At 63.8% G+C, this 16771-nt stretch carries 16 protein-coding genes and 2 pseudogenes; 4 read left to right on the plus strand and 14 right to left on the minus strand.

Going from position 1 to position 16771, the window contains the following annotated elements:
- Nucleotides 1-78 precede the first annotated feature (78 nt).
- Both P9A16_RS28690 and P9A16_RS28695 read left to right on the plus strand, forming a co-directional pair.
- On the plus strand, nt 79-987 hold the full coding sequence (locus P9A16_RS28690) for a LysR substrate-binding domain-containing protein (RefSeq protein ID WP_023512938.1): 909 nt from the start codon (nt 79-81) through the stop codon (nt 985-987).
- 30 nt (nt 988-1017) lie between these two features.
- Nucleotides 1018-1908, plus strand: a complete 891-nt coding sequence (locus P9A16_RS28695; protein ID WP_023512939.1) for a LysR substrate-binding domain-containing protein — start codon at nt 1018-1020, stop codon at nt 1906-1908.
- Nucleotides 1909-1935: 27 nt separating this feature from the next.
- Here P9A16_RS28695 and P9A16_RS28700 read toward each other — a convergent pair whose 3' ends face one another.
- Genes P9A16_RS28700 through P9A16_RS28710 form a run of 3 tightly spaced genes read right to left on the minus strand, consistent with a single transcriptional unit; the run spans nt 1936 to nt 4880 of the window.
- A complete protein-coding gene (locus P9A16_RS28700; protein WP_023512940.1) occupies nt 1936-2688 on the minus strand; it encodes an ABC transporter ATP-binding protein in 753 nt (250 codons plus the stop codon).
- Nucleotides 2682-3746, minus strand: a complete 1065-nt coding sequence (locus tag P9A16_RS28705) for a FecCD family ABC transporter permease (RefSeq protein WP_023512941.1) — start codon at nt 3744-3746, stop codon at nt 2682-2684. Before P9A16_RS28705 ends, P9A16_RS28700 begins: the two co-directional genes overlap by 7 nt.
- Before the next feature lie 3 nt (nt 3747-3749).
- A complete protein-coding gene (locus tag P9A16_RS28710; protein ID WP_023512942.1) occupies nt 3750-4880 on the minus strand; it encodes an ABC transporter substrate-binding protein in 1131 nt (376 codons plus the stop codon).
- Between the two features lie 105 nt (nt 4881-4985).
- Between P9A16_RS28710 and P9A16_RS28715 the strand changes: the two genes are divergently transcribed.
- Nucleotides 4986-5783 (plus strand): class I SAM-dependent methyltransferase, encoded by a 798-nt coding sequence (locus P9A16_RS28715; protein WP_023512943.1) that lies wholly within the window; start codon nt 4986-4988, stop codon nt 5781-5783.
- Between the two features lie 90 nt (nt 5784-5873).
- Here P9A16_RS28715 and P9A16_RS28720 read toward each other — a convergent pair.
- Nucleotides 5874-6422 (minus strand): annotated as a pseudogene (locus tag P9A16_RS28720) (carbohydrate kinase family protein); the annotation flags it as partial.
- A gap of 74 nt (nt 6423-6496) precedes the next feature.
- Between P9A16_RS28720 and P9A16_RS28725 the strand changes: the two are divergent.
- Nucleotides 6497-6766, plus strand: a pseudogene (locus tag P9A16_RS28725) (DAK2 domain-containing protein); the annotation flags it as partial.
- Between the two features lie 54 nt (nt 6767-6820).
- Here P9A16_RS28725 and P9A16_RS28730 read toward each other — a convergent pair.
- The 10 genes from P9A16_RS28730 to P9A16_RS28775 all read right to left on the minus strand — a co-directional run bounded on the left by P9A16_RS28730 (nt 6821) and on the right by P9A16_RS28775 (nt 16769).
- Nucleotides 6821-8182: an amidase gene (locus tag P9A16_RS28730; protein WP_023512945.1), complete on the minus strand. Its 1362-nt coding sequence runs from the start codon at nt 8180-8182 to the stop codon at nt 6821-6823.
- Nucleotides 8183-8184: 2 nt separating this feature from the next.
- A complete protein-coding gene (locus P9A16_RS28735; protein ID WP_023512946.1) occupies nt 8185-9417 on the minus strand; it encodes an ABC transporter substrate-binding protein in 1233 nt (410 codons plus the stop codon).
- Nucleotides 9417-10493 carry a CobW family GTP-binding protein gene (locus P9A16_RS28740; protein ID WP_023512947.1) on the minus strand — a complete coding sequence of 359 codons (1077 nt, stop codon included), beginning with the start codon at nt 10491-10493 and terminating at the stop codon, nt 9417-9419. Before P9A16_RS28740 ends, P9A16_RS28735 begins: the two co-directional genes overlap by 1 nt.
- Entirely contained in the window at nt 10486-10815 is a 330-nt protein-coding gene (locus tag P9A16_RS28745) for a hypothetical protein (protein WP_023512948.1), read from the minus strand. Before P9A16_RS28745 ends, P9A16_RS28740 begins: the two co-directional genes overlap by 8 nt.
- Nucleotides 10816-11010: 195 nt before the next feature.
- Entirely contained in the window at nt 11011-11892 is an 882-nt protein-coding gene (locus tag P9A16_RS28750; RefSeq protein WP_023517322.1) for a polysaccharide deacetylase family protein, read from the minus strand.
- Between the two features lie 30 nt (nt 11893-11922).
- The gene (locus P9A16_RS28755; protein ID WP_024271367.1) at nt 11923-13017 is read right to left on the minus strand and encodes an ABC transporter ATP-binding protein; all 1095 of its coding nucleotides are present in this window, start codon (nt 13015-13017) and stop codon (nt 11923-11925) included.
- Between the two features lie 57 nt (nt 13018-13074).
- On the minus strand, nt 13075-14307 hold the full coding sequence (locus tag P9A16_RS28760) for an ABC transporter substrate-binding protein (protein WP_023516196.1): 1233 nt from the start codon (nt 14305-14307) through the stop codon (nt 13075-13077).
- A gap of 100 nt (nt 14308-14407) precedes the next feature.
- Complete coding sequence (locus P9A16_RS28765) at nt 14408-15175, minus strand: SDR family NAD(P)-dependent oxidoreductase (protein ID WP_023516195.1); 768 nt, start codon at nt 15173-15175, stop codon at nt 14408-14410.
- A gap of 14 nt (nt 15176-15189) precedes the next feature.
- On the minus strand, nt 15190-15924 hold the full coding sequence (locus tag P9A16_RS28770) for an SDR family NAD(P)-dependent oxidoreductase (RefSeq protein ID WP_024271366.1): 735 nt from the start codon (nt 15922-15924) through the stop codon (nt 15190-15192).
- Nucleotides 15924-16769, minus strand: a complete 846-nt coding sequence (locus P9A16_RS28775) for an ABC transporter permease (RefSeq protein ID WP_023516944.1) — start codon at nt 16767-16769, stop codon at nt 15924-15926. The genes P9A16_RS28770 and P9A16_RS28775 overlap by 1 nt, the downstream gene beginning before the upstream one ends.
- Between the last annotated feature and the right edge of the window lie 2 nt (nt 16770-16771).

Genomic DNA, 16771 nt, shown 5'->3' on the forward strand with positions numbered 1-16771 from the left:
ACTCTTAACAGTTTGAAAAAATCAATTTATAATCACCAATATTGTTCTAATTTTCTAAATCATTAGCCGGACCACACCATGAGCCGCCTGCCGCCGTACCTGCAATATTTGCCGGCCTTCGAGGCGACCGCGCGCCTTGGCGGGGTGCGGCATGCGGCCGAAGAACTGAACCTCAGCCCCAGCGCGATCTCCCTGCAACTGAAGAAGCTGGGCGAGGCGACGGGGATCGTGCTGTTTCAGAAAGCGGGCCGGAATGTCGCGCTGACCCAGGCGGGCAAGGATTTCTCGCAAGCCGTCGCCATATCGCTCGGCCAACTCGACACGGCGACGCGGGCCTCGCGGAAAATCACCGCCGGCGACCAGCCCGCCGCGCTGTCGGTTTCCGTACCGACGGCGCTCGGCATCGCTTGGCTGACCGCGGCGATCGTCGATTTCGCTCAGTCGAACGGCATCGCCAGCTTGACGATCAACGAGGCGATCACCGCCGCTGACGTGGATTGGGACAAGAACGATCTCGCCTTCGTCTATGACAACCCGCCCTTTGCCGGAAAATACTGGCGATCCCTCAGCGAAGTCAGGCTCTGTGCCGTCTGCGCGCCGACGCTGTTCCCACGGCTGGACCTGCGCAATCGCGACAGGAAGCTGAGTTCGGTCGCCCTGCTTCATGAAGACGACGGTGGCGAATGGGCAAAATGGTCCGTCGCCGCGCGGATAGGCCTCGAAGGCAACACCCGTGTGCGTGTGAATTCGGTGGCGCAGGCAATCGCCTCTGCCGTTCAAGGCCGCGGCGTGGCGCTGGTCTCCGATGTCCTGACGCGGAACTATCTGAGCGAAGGCCGTCTCATCCAACCGTTTTCGACCACGATCAACGCGGCGCGGGAATATTACATCGTCTGCCCTGTGGACCGGGCGAACGACCCGGTCCTGCGCGCGCTTGCCGATCGCGTGATCGAGCAGTTGCGCCCCGGACGCGACCAGAATGCCTGATCGTCAAGCCCCGTTTGAGGACCGAAATCGATGACGCTGCCCCCCCTTCATGCCTTTCGCGTCTTCGAAAGCGTCGCACGGCTCGGCAATGTCGGCGCGGCGGCAGCCGAGCTGCATGTCACGCCAGGCGCGGTCAGCCAGCAGATCCGCGCCCTCCAGGTAGCACTCGGTGTCGACCTGTTTCAAAAACGCGGACGCCAACTGGCCCTGACCCCGAGCGGAAGCCAGCTCCAGCGCTCGGTGGCAAGCGCGATGGACGCGATCCAGACCGGCGTGCGCCAGCTCTCGGCGCAAAGATACGGCGAGGCCAGCAGGCGAACCCTGACCATCTCCATCCCCCAGGTGCATGGCGTCGCCTGGCTTGCGACCCGGCTTTTCACCTTCATGGCCGACAGTCCGAATTTCCAGTTGAAGGTCGTCACATCCAGCCATTTTCCCGGCGTCGACTGGCGCAAGACCGACGTCGCGATCGTCTATGGAGCACCGCCGTGGCCGGGTTTCTGGTGGCGGTTGCTGCACGGCATCCGCATGACGCCGGTGTGCAGCCCGCAGCTCCTGCGCGGGCCGAACGCCATCCGCCAGCCCTCCGACCTTGCCTATCACCGGCTGCTCCATGAAGACGACGGTTCGCAGTGGCGGCGCTGGCAGGCGGAGGCCGGCATTGCCTATGCCGGGGAGGCGGACGTCTATTTCGACGACTTCGGCATCGTGCTTCAGGCTGCGCGCGACGGTTTCGGCGTCGCGCTCAGCGACGAAGTCGTTTCCGCCCGCGATCTCGACGAAGGCCGCCTCGTCCAGCCGCTGCAGCTCAGCGTGCCGGCCCTTCACAACTACTATTGCATCTGCCCGGAAGCGAAGCGGGAAACCGCCGAGGTCGGCTACTTCATCAACTGGCTGATCGAAGAGGCGACCATTCCCTGAAGGCGACCACCGGGCTCGGGTCGCGGCTCAAAGCGCACCATCGACGATGACCATCGGCCGACCTCGAGAACAAGCTTCGATGCGGGCATCGACGCGATAGATATCGCGCAACATTGCCGGTGTTATCACATCGGCGGTCGCGCCGCTCGAGGCCATTTCACCATGGGCGATGACGATCGTGTTCGTGCAGTAGCGCAGGGCATGATTGAGATCATGCAACGCGATGAGCACAACCATGCCGGTGCGGCGGGCAAGATCGGCGACGAATTCCAAGACATCGATCTGCCGATGGAGATCGAGCGCCGAGGTCGGCTCGTCCATCAGCAGGACCTCGGGTTTGCGCACCAGCGCCTGGCCGAGCGAGACAAGCTGACGCTGGCCGCCGGACAGCGCATCGAGGCCGCGAAACGCAAGCTCTTCAATGCGCAACGCCTTCAAGATCGCATCGATCTCGAACAGCTCGTCGTCCTTCACACGCCAACCGCCACCCTGTTTTGCGGCAAGCAGCAACGACTCGTACACCGTCAGCACGGCATTCGAACCAGTATCCTGCGGCATGTAGCAGATCGAGCGGTCCCCGCGGGCCGCATCGGAGAGCTGCACGACACCGGGACCGGAAACAAGGCCTGCGATGCGCTTGAAGAGGGTCGATTTTCCCGCCGCATTCGGGCCGATGACCGCGGTGGTGGTGCCGGATGCCAGCAGTTCGATCGCTACATTGGACAAAACCGTCGTGCGGCCATAGCTGGCGCCAAGGTCCTTCAGCACCAGGCTTACCATGCGCGCCTCCGGTTCGAGAAAATCAGGACGAAGAAGAAGGGAACGCCGACAAGCGCGGTGATGACCCCGATCGGCAGGATGGCACCGGGGATGAGCACCTTGCTGACGACTGATGTCGCCGACAGAAGAAGCGCACCGCAGATCACGGACCCGGGCAGAAAGAACCGCTGATCCTCGCCCACCACCATGCGCGCGATATGCGGGCCGACAAGGCCGACAAAGCCGATCGTGCCGACGAAGGAGACAGGAATGGCGGCGAGCAGACTGACGACGAGCATGGTGTGGAGACGCAGGCGCCGGACATTGACGCCCATGCTGGCCGCCTTGTCGTCGCCGAGCCGCAGCGCCGTCAGTGCCCAGGCATTGCGGATGAAGAGTGGCAGCGTCACGACCAGTATGGCCGCGGTGACGAACACCTTGTCCCAGGTCGCCTTCGTGAGGCTGCCCATGGTCCAGAACACGACGGCCGCGAGCGCCTGTTCGGAGGCAAGGTATTCGAGAAGCGACAGCGCGGCATTGAAGGTGAAGACGAGCGCGATGCCGAGCAGAACGATGGTCTCCACCGTCACGCCCCGCAACGTCGAGGCGAAATGGATGAAGAGCGCGGCCACCATCGCCATGATGAAGGCATTGACCGGCACCATGTATTGGGTCGCCCCCGGAAAGATGGCGACGCCGGCAACAAGCCCCAGCGCCGCACCGAAGCTGGCAGCGGCTGAAATGCCGAGGGTGAAGGGGCTGGCGAGCGGGTTCGACAGGATCGTCTGCATCTGCGCACCCGCAACCGAGAGCGACGCGCCGACCGTCACCGCCATCAACGCGATCGGCATGCGGATATCCCAGATGACGACACGCAGCTGGTCACCTGCCGTCTCCGGCGAGAAGAGCGCGGAAAGAACCTCGGAAACGCTGTAGTTCGCCGGCCCAAGCGCCATGTCGATGGCAATGCTGGCGGCAAGCGCAAGACCGAGGCCGGCAAGGATGAGGATACGCCGAAAGGCAAGGGCGCGATATTGATCGCGCCCCGTCGCCTTGGCTTCGGTCGCCGTGGCGGCCATCGACTACTCGCCCTTCAGCGAGACGAAGTATCCCGGCTTGTATTCAAGCGGCAGGAAGCGGGCGTGCAGCTCCTTGAAGGTCGCCTCCGGATCCAGGTCCTTGAAGAGATCGGGGTGCAGCCACTTGGCGATCTGCTGGATGGCGACGAACTGGTAGGGGTTGTTGTAGAACTGGTGCCAGATGGCGTGCACATTGCCGTCCTTTACCGCCTTGACGCCCGTAAAGGCCGGACGCTTGGTCAGGTTTTCCAGCTTGCGGCGGGCTTCCGCCGTATCGGCGCCATACCCGACGCCGACCCAGTTGCCACCCGGCACATACCCTTCCCACATGCCGCCGGTGATGATCACCTGGTCGGGATTGGAGGCGATGATCTGCTCCGGATTCACCGTGCCGAACGTGCCGGGAATGATCTCCTTGGCCATGTTCGTGCCGCCGGCGAGTTCGACCATCTTGCCGAAGCTCTCGTTGCCGAAGGACATGCAGCAATCGTCGGAGTAGCCCCCTGCCCGCTCGACGAAGACGACAGGCTTTGCCGGACCATTCTTTTCAAGGACGTCCGTGACCTTCCTGATCGCATCGGCCCGGAAGGTGATGAAATCCTCCGCAACCTTCTCCTTGCCCATCAGCGTGCCCATGATGCGCATGCTCGGCTCGGTGTTCTCCATCGGCTTCTCGCGGAAATCGACATAGACGAGCGGGATGCCGACCTTGGCAAGCTTCTCGATGTAGCCGGCTTCTTCCGTCGCGGTCTTGGCATCGACATTCATCAGGATGACGTCCGGCTTCAGGGCCACGGCCTGCTCGATATCGAACGTACCGTCCTTCATGCCACCGAAGGTCGGCAGCTTGGCGATGTTGGGGTATTTCGCGAGGTAAGCGGCGTAGGATTCCGGATCAGCCTTCGGCAGGTCGTCGCGCCAGCCGACAACGTGCTGGAACGGATTTTCCTTGTCAAGCGCGGCGAGGAAATAGATCTGCCGGCCTTCGCCGAGGATGACATGCTTGACCGGCACATTCACTTCGACGTCTCGCCCGGTAACGTCCTTGAGGACGACGGGATCGGCCATTGCCGGCAGCACGGTGGACACGAGGAGGCCGAGGGCAAACATCGCCGACTTGGCAGAAAAGCGCATGGGATTCATCTCCGGTGGAAACTGCCCGGCACATATTATTTTATGACTTTTATAGTCAAGTATTATCTTTTAGAAGCGTTCGAAGCTGAAATCGGGGAATGAAGCATGCAGAGCAACCGCACGACGGAGGGCACCAATTTCACCTTGCGGGATGAAATCAAGGCCTATTGGTCCGCGCGCGCTGCAACATTCGACCAGTCGCCCGGCCACGAGATCTTCTCCGAGGAGGAACGCGCCGCCTGGCATGCGCTCATCGAACGGCATCTCGGCCGTGGCGATGGCCGCGAGGCTCTCGACCTTGCGAGCGGAACCGGCGTGATCTCCCACCTGATGGATGACCTCGGCTATCGGGTGACCGGCATCGACTGGGCCGAACCCATGCTGGAACGCGCCCGCGCCAAGGCCGCAGCCCGCGGCCGTTCCATCCGTTTTCATCTCGGCGATGCGGAGAACACGCTTGAGGCCGATGACAGCTACGACGTGATCGTCACGCGCCATCTTGTCTGGACCCTTGTCGATCCGGCCGCTTGTTTTGCAGAGTGGCTGCGTGTCCTCAAACCGGGCGGCAAGCTGCTGGTCATCGACGGTGATTTCGTCAATACGGGCCTCGCCGAGCGGCTTGTAAAACGGCTCGCCGCCTTTCTGGAGCGAGCAGGCACGACAGGAGTGCAGGCGCCCGCGGCCATGACCGGCACGCATGCAGACATCCTCTCCCGCGTCCATTTTTCCGGCGGTGCGCGGGTCGACGTCGTTTCACGCCTGCTTGCGGAAGCGGGTTTTTCAAGCGTGACGGCGGACAGGGATCTGCGGCAAATCCACAAGACGCAGGCAGCGCATTTCGGTTTCTTCAAGGCCATCGCGCGGGGCCTTCAACACCGTTATGCGATCGTAGCGCAAAAATGACATACCGAAACCAAACGCGGTTTCTTCGGCAACCCCGTCGTCGGATGCGAATTTTGCCAAGGGCCTTGGGGCGGCCCCTAATAGATCGCCTCAAGCCGCCTTGCGCGGCGCGCTGTTCATGAATGCAAGTGTTTCATCGAAAGAGCGGATACCGGCATCCGAACCGAGACCGGTCGCCACGAGCGCGGCGCTTGCCTGCGCGAGGTTAGCGCGGTGACCAGGTCCATCTTGTGATGCAGGGCCGTGATGTAACCGGCATCGAAGGCGTCGCCGCAACCCATCGTATTCGACCACCTCGATTTCGAACACCCGCTCCCGGACGACAGTACTTGCGGCATCCATGAAGCAGACATCGTCGCCGCCGAGGGTAAAAAAACAATGTTTTACGCCACGCTCCAGGAAGAACCGCCCTGCGCCCTCGACATCGGGCGCGGCCGAGATCTGTCTGGCCTCTTCGATCCGGGGCGTGAAGTAATCGATATACGGGAACAGCGGCTCGATGAGACCGAGCGTCCCGTCATTCGCGCCGAGAAGATCGAAAATGGTGTGCGTACCAATCGTGACGATGAGCGAAGGCGCGCTAAGCTTGTGGACCAGAAGGCCGTTCAACGCACCGAGCCTGGCACCGCCGGCCGCGGCGGCAACTTCAAGGCGGTGAACACTGCTCTCTCCAGGTCCGATCTTGACGCTGCGAGCCCGTCCGACGTCCTGTCGACCGCGGCAAGGCGCAGCGTGGCGACAAGACCATACTCGATGTCTGGCTCCCTGCCGCCGAGGCTGCATCCTCCGCCGTTGCCGGCAACCGCTCGAAACCGGACTTATGGAACGCCGTCGAGACCGCTGCCGAAACCGGCGCCACGGCCACCATGGTCGCAACAAAGGGCTGCGCAGCGCGCCTTCGGGAGCGTTCCCTCGGCCATTCCGATCCCGGCGCGGTGTCCGCGGTCCCACTCGTCAAGGCTATGGCCCGCCTGCAGTCCTGACGCGAACCTGCGCGCCAGGATCTGCGGAAAGTCGCAGAGAAGCGGCCAGGAACCTCAGCCGAGCACGCCTTCCACCGCCATAGCGGCGACCAGCAACCGGTCGTCACCACACCGCGGAGCCGAAACCAGGAGCCCGACGGGTAGCCCCCCGGCACCCGTGCCACACGGCAGCGACACCCCGCACCAATCGAGAAAATTGCCGACCAGCGTATTGCGCAGCGTCTTGCCGTTGGTCTGGAAGAACAGGTCCTCATCATCGAGCAACGGCTGGATTTCCGGGGCGACATGAGGAAGCGTCGGGCTGAGCAGCAGGTCCTGCGGACCGAGCCTGGCTTCGAAGGCCGCTGTCAGTTTTTCTCGGGCCTCCAGCGTCTCGAGATAATCGGCGATGGTGATCTTCTCACCGAGCAGCGTGCGCTTGACGACACGGGGATCCATCTCCGCCGCCGCCGCACCCTTGATGCGCGCACGATGAAGGACGAAAGCTTCCGCCGTCACCAGCGCGCCGTGTTTCGCCATCAGTTCGAAAATTGCGGAAAACTCCGGGAAGGCCTCGCGCCGGATGCGCGCGCCGGCGCGCGAAAGCTGCGTGACGCCCGCCTCGAAAGCCGCGACGACCTCCGGTTCCGCACCGTCGAAGAACACGGTCTCGGGAATGACGAAGGAGAGGTCGGCAACATTCTGGTGCGGGACGGGGCCGGCAGCGGGCAGGCCCCGCATGGCAGCATCGATGAGGATCGCGTCCTGCACGGTGCGGCAGAGCGGACCAAGGGAATCGAGGCTTTTGGCCAGAGGGAACACACCCTCCATGGCGTAGCGCCCGCGGGTCGCCTTGTAGCCGACGATACCATTGAAGGCGGCGGGGATGCGCACCGAGCCGCCGGTATCCGTGCCGATGGAGACGGGCACAAGCCCGGCCGCAACCGCGACCCCGGAACCGGACGAGGAGCCGCCCGGAATGCGGTGCTCGCCAGCGGGCGAGGCCGGGTTGCGCGGCGTGCCGTAATGCGGATTGATACCGAGGCCGGAAAAGGCGAACTCGCTCATGTTCACCCGCCCGACGCTGACCATGCCGGCGCCCGCAAGAGCCTGCACCACGGCCGCATCGCGGCTTGCGGGCTCCGCGTCCCTCAGCACGCGGGAACCGGCGGTGGTCGGCAGGCCCGCGATATCGAAGAGGTCCTTCCAGGCGATCGGTACACCGTCGAGGACGCCGCGCGAGCGCCCTTCCCGCAGGCGCTGCCGTGCGGCCGCAGCTTCCGCTCTCGCCCGCTCCTCCAGGAGAAAGGTGAAGACCGCGGCATCCGGATGCGACCGGATGGCTGCAAGCGTCTCTTCCACAAGCGCAACGGGATCAAGCGCGCCCGATTGCAGAAGCACGGAAAGCTGGGCGATCGAGCGCGGCTCTGTCGTCATCGTCAAATGTCCTTCTCTGCACGCCCGACGAGCTGCATCCAGCGGCGGACGAGATAGTTGTGTTCATCCATGGTCGTGTTCCAGACGGCGATACCGTTGGCACGCTGCCAGTAGGAACCACCGCTGCGCACCGAGCCGCGTTTTACGCGGATCGTACCATCCGGACCAGGTAGGTCTTCCCGCGCGGCTAGCCCCTCATACCAGTAATCCCACTCGGCGGCGCTCATGTAGCGGCGCGAGCGCTCCGGGGTGGAGATGTAATAGCCCTGCCGGGCGACGACGGCGCCCGGCCAGCCGGAAATCCACCAGTTGAGATAGTCGTAGGCGACATCCAGCATGCGGCCGGAAAGGTGCCTCGACAGGCAGAGACCCCCATGCCAGGCACGGTAGCCTTCCGCAGGCGCCGCTTGTTCGACGGGAAAACCGCGGCCGTTCAGGATGCCGATGCCCGTCGACCACATGCTCTGGATATCGGTTTCATCCGCCACCATCAATCCCGCAGCGTCTTCCGCCGTGCGCCAGAAGCTGCGGAAGAAGCCCGCCTTGCGCCTTGTCTCCAGAATATCCATCAACGCGTCGATCTCTGCGACAGTCATGTTGCCGATATTGCCGAAGGTCATAAGGCCGGCGGCCTGCGCAGCGAGCGCGGCATCGAAAATACCGATCGCCGGTTCATCCACGAGGGCGGCACGGCCGCTCCAGCGTTCGTCGAGCAGCGCGGCCCAGCTGTTCATCGGCTGAAGGGGATCGAGGATGTCGCTGCGATAGGCGAAGCTGTCGAAATTGTGTGTCGTCGGCAGCATGGAGATGCGACCGGTCGGCGTGTCGCCGAGGGCAAGGCTCGGCTGGACATAGAGTTTGCGCGCCGGCACATCGCCCTGGCCGAGACGGGCGCTCGGACCGATCTGGCCGGTTTTCGTGAGGTCGTTGATCTCGCCCCAGAGCGGAACGCGGGCAATCTCGATCGGCTGGATGGCACGCCAGTACCAGACGATATCGAGATTGTGGAAGCACTGGTCGTAGATGTCGTAGCTGTCAGGCTCCTGCGCGGCCTTGTGCTGGGTGACGATGAAATCGTTGTTGTCGAAACTGACCTCGATGTCGAGATCCGCTTCGGCCTTCACCCGCAACTCCTCCAGAAGCGAGATGGCGGTGCCGAGCACACGCAGCTTCGGCTTGCCGGCCAGGTGGAGTGCCGGCGCTGCGGGTTCCGGTTTCGGGGAATGCTTGTTCATCAAGGGCTCTGGGCGTTGCGAACCGGTGCGGCTGCCTCTGGCTGCGGACTGTCTGCGACCCTCCCGGCAAGCGCGAAGGCATTGAAGGACCGTTTCAACAGGTTCGGATCGAGACCGTCAACAATAAAGACGATGCGCGAGGCGCGCTCCCCCACCGGCCATGTTTCCATATGCACGGGCGGATGGACGAGATGCTGCACGCCATGCACCGCCACCGGGCGATCCTCGCCCTGAATATCGAGCATGCCCTTCACCCTCAGTACACGTTCTCCATGGCGGTTGAGCAGCATGGTGAGCCAGACACCGAAGCCCGTCCAGTCGATCGGAGTATCGACGGCGATCACGAAGGAGGAAATGGCCGCCTGGTGTACCGCGCCGTCCGCCGCCACCAGCCCGGTTGGGGTATCGCAGTAGAAGCCACTCGCCGATTGCAGCTTTGCCGCACGATGCGCCGTGTCGTCTCCGAAGAGCGCATCGGCATCCGGTCCATCGACCGTTGCACTGTGGCGGACCGCATCCGGGTTGAGCTCGGCAAGGCGTGAAAGCAGACGCGCCAGACCACCATTACCATCGCAAAGATCCGCCTTGGTGACGACGATGTGGTCTGCGATGGCCGCCTGCCGGTTCGATTCGACATAGGTCTCCAGCTGGGCAGGGCCATTGACGGCATCGACCGTCGTCACAACGCTGCCAGCGCGAAAATGGTGGCGCAGAACAGGGTCGGATTTCAGCGTCGAAAGCACCGGGAAGGGGTCGGCAAGGCCGGTGCTCTCGATGACAACGCGGGTGAAGGGTGGCGCAAGGCCGCGTTCGCGCTTCGAATGGAGGTCACGCAACGCCTCGGCAAGCTCGCCGCGCACGGTACAGCACACGCAGCCCGATTGCAGCAGCACCATCGTTTCATCGATGCGCTCGACGAGGTAGTGGTCGAGGCCGACTTCACCGAATTCGTTAATCAGCACCGCGGTATCGGCGAGCGCGGGATCGGTGAGCAGGCGCTTCAGCAGCGTCGTCTTGCCCGAGCCGAGGAAGCCGGTGAGGAGATGGACGGGGGTGAAGGCAGGAATGTCAGCCATCGCTCCGCTCCATGCGGGTGATCAGCGAAGGATCGAGCGGATCACAGGGACGACCGGCAAGGCGCTCGGCGGCCGGCCAGAGATGGCCGAGGTCGTCGATCATCTCGCTCTTGCCGGTGCGGGTGGCGAGGATAAAGGACGCACCCTGCCAGTCGGAAAGGCTCATCCCGAAAGCGGCGAGCACGCGATTGGCAGCCGTTACCCGCCGGGCGCGCTCGCGACGCCGATCGAGGCGCTCAAGATTGCGGGTAAAGACGCCGGGGCGCGCCGCGGCATCCGTCCAATGCTGGTCTCCGCCGATGATGCCGCATAGGGAGCACATGGGGTTTCGTCCTTTCTATCGCCGAGACGCACAGCCCCTCATCCGGCCTGCCAACCTCCTTCTCCCCACAAGCGGCGTGAAGGAGGCAGGATATGCCGGTTGCCTCAGGCATCACCGTTCCGTTGGGCACCTCCCCTCCCCGCTTGCGGGGAGGGGGTTAGGGTGAGGGGCAAACGCTCCGCGCGATCCCCGCAGTCATTTCTTGCGTGGAAACCGCTTGGCGAAATCATCCGCGATCTCGTCCATCGTCACGAACTTCACACCCGGATGCTTGATCATGTGGGCATAAAGCCGCTCCAGCATCATCAGCACCTGTGGCCGGCCGGCGACGTCCGGATGGATGGTCAGCGGGAACACCGCATAATCCATCTCGCGATAGACCCAGTCGAACTGGTCGCGCCACATCTCCTCGATCTGCCGCGGATTGACGAAGCCGTGGCTGTTCGGGGATTTCTTGATGAACATCATCGGCGGCAGGTCGTCGAGATACCAGGAGGCCGGGATTTCGATGAGGTCGGTCTCATGGCCGCGCTTCAGCGGCACCATCCAGTCCGACGGCTTCCTGGAATAGTCGATCTTCGTCCAGCTGTCGCCGACGCGCACGTAGTAGGGCGTGAAGTCATTGTGCATCAACGAGTGGTCGTACTTGATGCCGCGCTCCAGCAGCAACTCGTTGGTGACATTGGAGAACTCCCACCACGGTGCGACATAGCCGGTCGGCCGCTTGCCCGAAAGTTTGGTGACCAGCTCGATGCTCTTGTCGAGCACCTCCGTCTCCTGCTCCCGCGTCATGGCGATGGGGTTTTCATGGGTATAGCCGTGAATGCCGATCTCGTGGCCGGCCTCGGCAACGGCCTGCATCTGCTCCGGGAACGTCTCGATCGAATGGCCGGGGATGAACCAGGTCGTCCTGATACCGAACCGCTCGAAGAGTTTCAGGAGCCGCAAGCTGCCCACCTCGCCGGCAAAGATGCCGCGCGAGATGTCGTCGGGCGAATCCTCACCGCCATAGGAGCCGATCCAGCCGGCCACCGCATCGACGTCTACGCCGAAACTGCACAAAATCTCTTTTGCCATTTTTATCTCCTTGGTTCCCTGAAAGAAGGATCACTGGGCCGGGATGACCGTCGCCTCGGCGGGGTTCCAGCTCAAAAGAACGGGGGTTCCGGCCGGGAACGCGCCCGGTCGGTACTTGTCGACGTGGGCTTCCAGCGCGATAGCCCGGCCGTCCTGAAGCCGCGCCGTCAGGTGGGCGATATGACCGACGACCTCGGAGCGCTCGATGCGGGCATCGACGCGGTTCTTCGCGCCGGAAAGCGCGGCCTCGCCCGCCGTATGCAGCTCGATCGCCTCGGCCGGCACGACGAGATTGACGCGGCCCTTCTCGGCGAGCGCCCCGTTGGCACGGCCGCAAAGCGTGCCGATGCCCGTCGTCACCACCACGTCCTCACCCTCGCTGCCTGCAACCTCGCCCGAAAGCACGGTGTTGCGGCCGATGAACTGCGCGACGAAGGGCGTGTTCGGCCGGGTATAGAGCTGGTGCGGCGGGCTCACCTGCTCGACGCGGCCCTGGTTCATCACAACGATGCGGTCGGAGAGCGCCAAAGCCTCGGACTGGGCATGCGTGACGAAGATGAAGGTGACGCCGAGGCTCTTTTGCAGGAGCTTCAACTCGTTCTGGATGGCCTTGCGGAGGTTCGCATCGAGAGCACCGAGCGGCTCGTCAAGCAGCAGGATGTCCGGCTCGACGACGAGGCCGCGGGCGAGCGCGATGCGCTGGCGCTGGCCGCCCGAGAGTTTTTCCGGCTTGCGCTCGGCGATGTCCTCGAGGCCGAGCGTTGCGAGGATGCGGTCGACCTTGGCCTCGCGTTCGCTCTTGGCAATACCCTTCACCTCCAGGCCGTAACCGACATTGCGGCGCACACTCATATGCGGAAAGAGCGCGTAGTTCTGAAAAATCATCGAGGTCGGGCGGCGCTGCGGCGGCACCTCGTTCATGCGCTCGCCGCGGATTCGCATCTCGCCGGAGGAAATGCCCTCGAAACCGGCGATCATGCGCAGCGTCGTCGTCTTGCCGCAGCCCGAGGGGCCGAGGAAGGCAATGAACTCGCCCTTCTGGACGGAAAGATTGAAATCGATGACGGCGGGCGTTCCGTTGTCATAGACCTTGCCGACAGTGTTGAGTTCGAGGTCGAATAGCATCAGAAAATCTCCGGTCGCGGACCGGGGCCACGCGCGCCCCGGTCCTTCGTCTTGGGATCAGGCGTTGAGGAATTCGTCCCACTTCTGGATGAGGTGATCGTATTCTTCCGGCCACTGGTGCCAGTAGGCGACGTTCTTGGCGCGCTCTTCCAGCGAACCACCATCGCGCAGGTCCCCCTCCTTGATGCCGCGCTCTTCCGCACCGACCCAGGGCTTGCCCTCGTACCAGAAGGCGTATTTTTCCGGGGCCATGACGTCCTTTATGTTGGTCGAGGGCGAATAGTAGCCCTGTTCGGAGACGGTGATGCCGGGTTCACCCGAGAGCCAGTAATCGGCATAGGCGATGACCGCCTCCCGGTTGGTGGTGCCCGCGATCATCGACGGGCCGATCGCCCAGCCGCGATAGCCTTCCTTCGGCACGGCGTATTTGCAGGCCTTACCCTGCGCCTTGACAGCCATGACGGCGGGTTGCCAGGCGTCACAGACGACCATCTCGCCCGAGGCCATCAGGTTGACCAGCTCGCCGAAATCGCCCCAGAGCGCACGGAACTGGCCTTCCTTCTTCTTGGAGACGAGGAAGGCGGCGGCCTCGTCGATCTCGGCGGCGGTCGGGTTGCCGGGGTTCTTCACATCCGAAAGGCCGAGCGTGTTCATCGCCATGATGGCCTGGCCGAAGGCGATGAGCGGGTCGGTGTTGAGACCCGACTTGCCCTTCCACTTCGCATCGAAGATCGCCGTCCAGGTATTGGCCTCCTCATCGGAGAGCACATCCGGGTTGTAGCCGATGGAATCGTAGTTGTAGACGGCGGGCACCATGTTGAGCACGGTCTGGCCCTCGTCCGCCCAGATCTGGCCGACGATCTGCGCGGCGCGGTCCCACTTGTCGCTCGCCGTGGTGAAGGTATCGCGGATGTTCGCCCAGTTCTTCAGCGAAGCCGCCGGGATCGTCTCCACATTGTCGGTCATGACGATGGAGGGCAGGCGCTCGGCGATGATCTCCCAGCAATCGTAGTCCTTCGAGCCCGAGAGGATTTTCGTCTGCGCATCCGGGAAGGTGGCGGCGGTACCGGACGTACCGCCAACGCCCGACGCCTTCTTGAACTCTTCGAGGATGCGTTCCTGCACCGTTACGGAAAGGCCGATGGTGCGGAGCTGCTGGCCGGCGAGGTCAGCGGCCTGCGCGAAGGCCATGCGGGAGGACAGGAACGGCGTGCCGCCACCCATCGCCAGCGCCATCACGCCTGCCGAGCGCTTGAGAAGCGAGCGGCGATTGATTTCCGACTTGAACATGTCTCTTCTCCAGTTGTTATCGTTCCCCGAGCCGCCCTGCGGCTCTCTTTTTGTTCGCAATTCCGGACGCAAAACCGCTGCACACGTTTGCTGGAATTGCTCAGTACCGGCCCACCAGAAGGCCGCCATCCACGACCAGCACCTGGCCGGTCATGTATCTCGCGCTGTCGGAGGCAAGGAACGCGGCGACATCGGCGATGTCCTCCCCGGTTCCAAGCCGCCCCATCGGAATGAACTCCGCCGCCTTTTCCGCTGCCGCCGGCCCGAGCGAATTTTCCTCGGACAGAAGCTGGGCCGTGCGGATGTAGCCGGGCGCAATGCCGTTCACCCGCACACCGTCGCGCGCCATCTCGACCGCGAGCCCCCGCACGAGGCCGACGACGCCGGATTTGGCCGCCGAATAGTGCACATGCTCGTCCCAGCCATAGGCGACACCCATGATGGAGGAGAGCGCGACGACCGCCCCGGATCGACGGGCACGCATACCGGGCGCGGCGGCGCGCACGAGGCGGAAGATGCCCTTGAGGTCGATGTCGAAGGTGAGGTCCCACTTCTCGTCGGTGAGATCGGCAAGCTTCGTACGGTGCGCGATGCCGGCATTGGCGACAACGACGTCGATCCGCCCGTGCCGCGCCTCGACATCAGCAACGAGCGCATCGGTCGCCGCCGTTGAGCGCACGTCGTAGCGATGGAATTCCGCCGAGCCGCCGGCCGCAGAAATCGCCTCGACGACCGCGCGGCCTTCCGCCTCCAGAATATCGGTGACGACCACATGGTCGCCGAGCGCGCCAAACGCCTTCGCGGTGGCTGCGCCGATGCCGATGCCGGCCCCGGTGATGATGACGATGCGTTTCTTTTGGTTGGACATTGTTGTCTCCGGGTTCACAGCATGACGTCGCCGGAATTCGGCCCGAGCGTCTGCCCGACGAAGAGGCTGGCGGCAGGCGAGGCGAGGAAGGCGACCGTCTCGGCGACCTCCTCCGGCTCGCCGAAGCGACCGAGGGGAAGGCCGGCGCGTTTGGCGGCGCGCCAGTCTTCGGAAAGGCCCATGACCAGTGGCGTGTTGATCGGCCCCGGCGCGACGGCGTTCACCCGCACGCCGCGGGCGGAAATCTCGCGGGCGAGCGCCTTGGTCATGCCGATGATCGCGGCTTTCGCGCCGGAATAGTGCACCAGCTCCACGCCGCCGATCTGGCCGAGCTGCGAGGCGACATTGACGATGACGCCTGTTCCGGCGGCAAGCATTGCCGGCAGCACGGCCTTGGTCATCAGGAAGGTGCCGCGCACATGCACGGCGAACATACGGTCGAAATCGCCGACATCGAGATTTTCGAACAGGGCCTGATGGACGATGCCGGCATTGTTGACGAGCAGCGTGACATCGCCATGCGCCGCAACGGCGGCAAGATGGATGAGCGCGACATCCGCCTCGCCGGAGACGTCGCCCACAACGGCGACGGCCCGGCCGCCCGCCGCGCGGATCTCGCCCACGACAGCCTCGGCATGTTCGAGCGAGAGATCGTTGACGGTGACGGCATACCCATTCGCCGCAAGTTTTATCGCGATGGCGCGGCCGATGCCGGAGCCTGCGCCGGTGACGAGAGCAGCGCCCGCCATCACGCTTCCTCCTGGATCGCCATGCGCTTGGCACGGCGCACAGAAAAGCCCATCAGAACGGCATAGGTGCCGAGCAGCGCGAAGGAGAACAGCGTCGTCAACACGCCGAAGGCGAAGACGTTCGGATGCACTTCCACCGAGAAGGTGCCGTAGATGGCGAGCGGCAACGTCAGGTCCCGGCCGGAGGCAAAGAGCGTGCGCGAAAACTCGTCATAGGAGAGCGTGAAGGCAAAGAGCATGGCCGAAAGCACGCCGGGGAAGATCAGCGGGAAGGTGATCTTGCGGAAGGTGCGTGCCGGAGTGACCCCGAGCGACCAAGCGGCCTCCTCGACGCTCGGATCGAAGCGGTTGAAGATCGCCAGCATGACGAGGAAGGCGAAAGGGAAGGTGTAGACGACATGCAGCACGAAGGCCGTGCCCCACCAGTGGCGGTCGATGCCGAGCGCGTTGGCGACCAGCGCCATGCCGAGGCCGACGAGCACGCCGGGCACCATCATGCCGAGCACGATGAGATAGAAGACGACGCCCGAGCCGCGGAACTTCTTGCGGAATGCCTGTGCGGCGGTAACGCCGAGCACGGTGGAGACGATCATCGTCATGACCGCGAGCGCCAGCGAGCGCACCAGCGCCTGGTCGATCGGCAGCGGCGCGATGCGCGACGGCGGCGTAAGGCCGAAGAGGTGCTTGTACCAGTAGGTCGACCATTCGATGATCGGGAACTGCGGCCCGCCCTCCGGCCCGGTCTGGAAGGAAAGGATGGCGAGCACCGCAAGCGGGCCGTAGAGGAAGACGATAAACAACGTCGTATAGAGGCCGAGGCCAAGCTTGATGCCAGCTGCGTTCATGG

This window comes from Shinella sp. 838, from assembly GCF_029623935.1.
Lineage (GTDB): Bacteria > Pseudomonadota > Alphaproteobacteria > Rhizobiales > Rhizobiaceae > Shinella.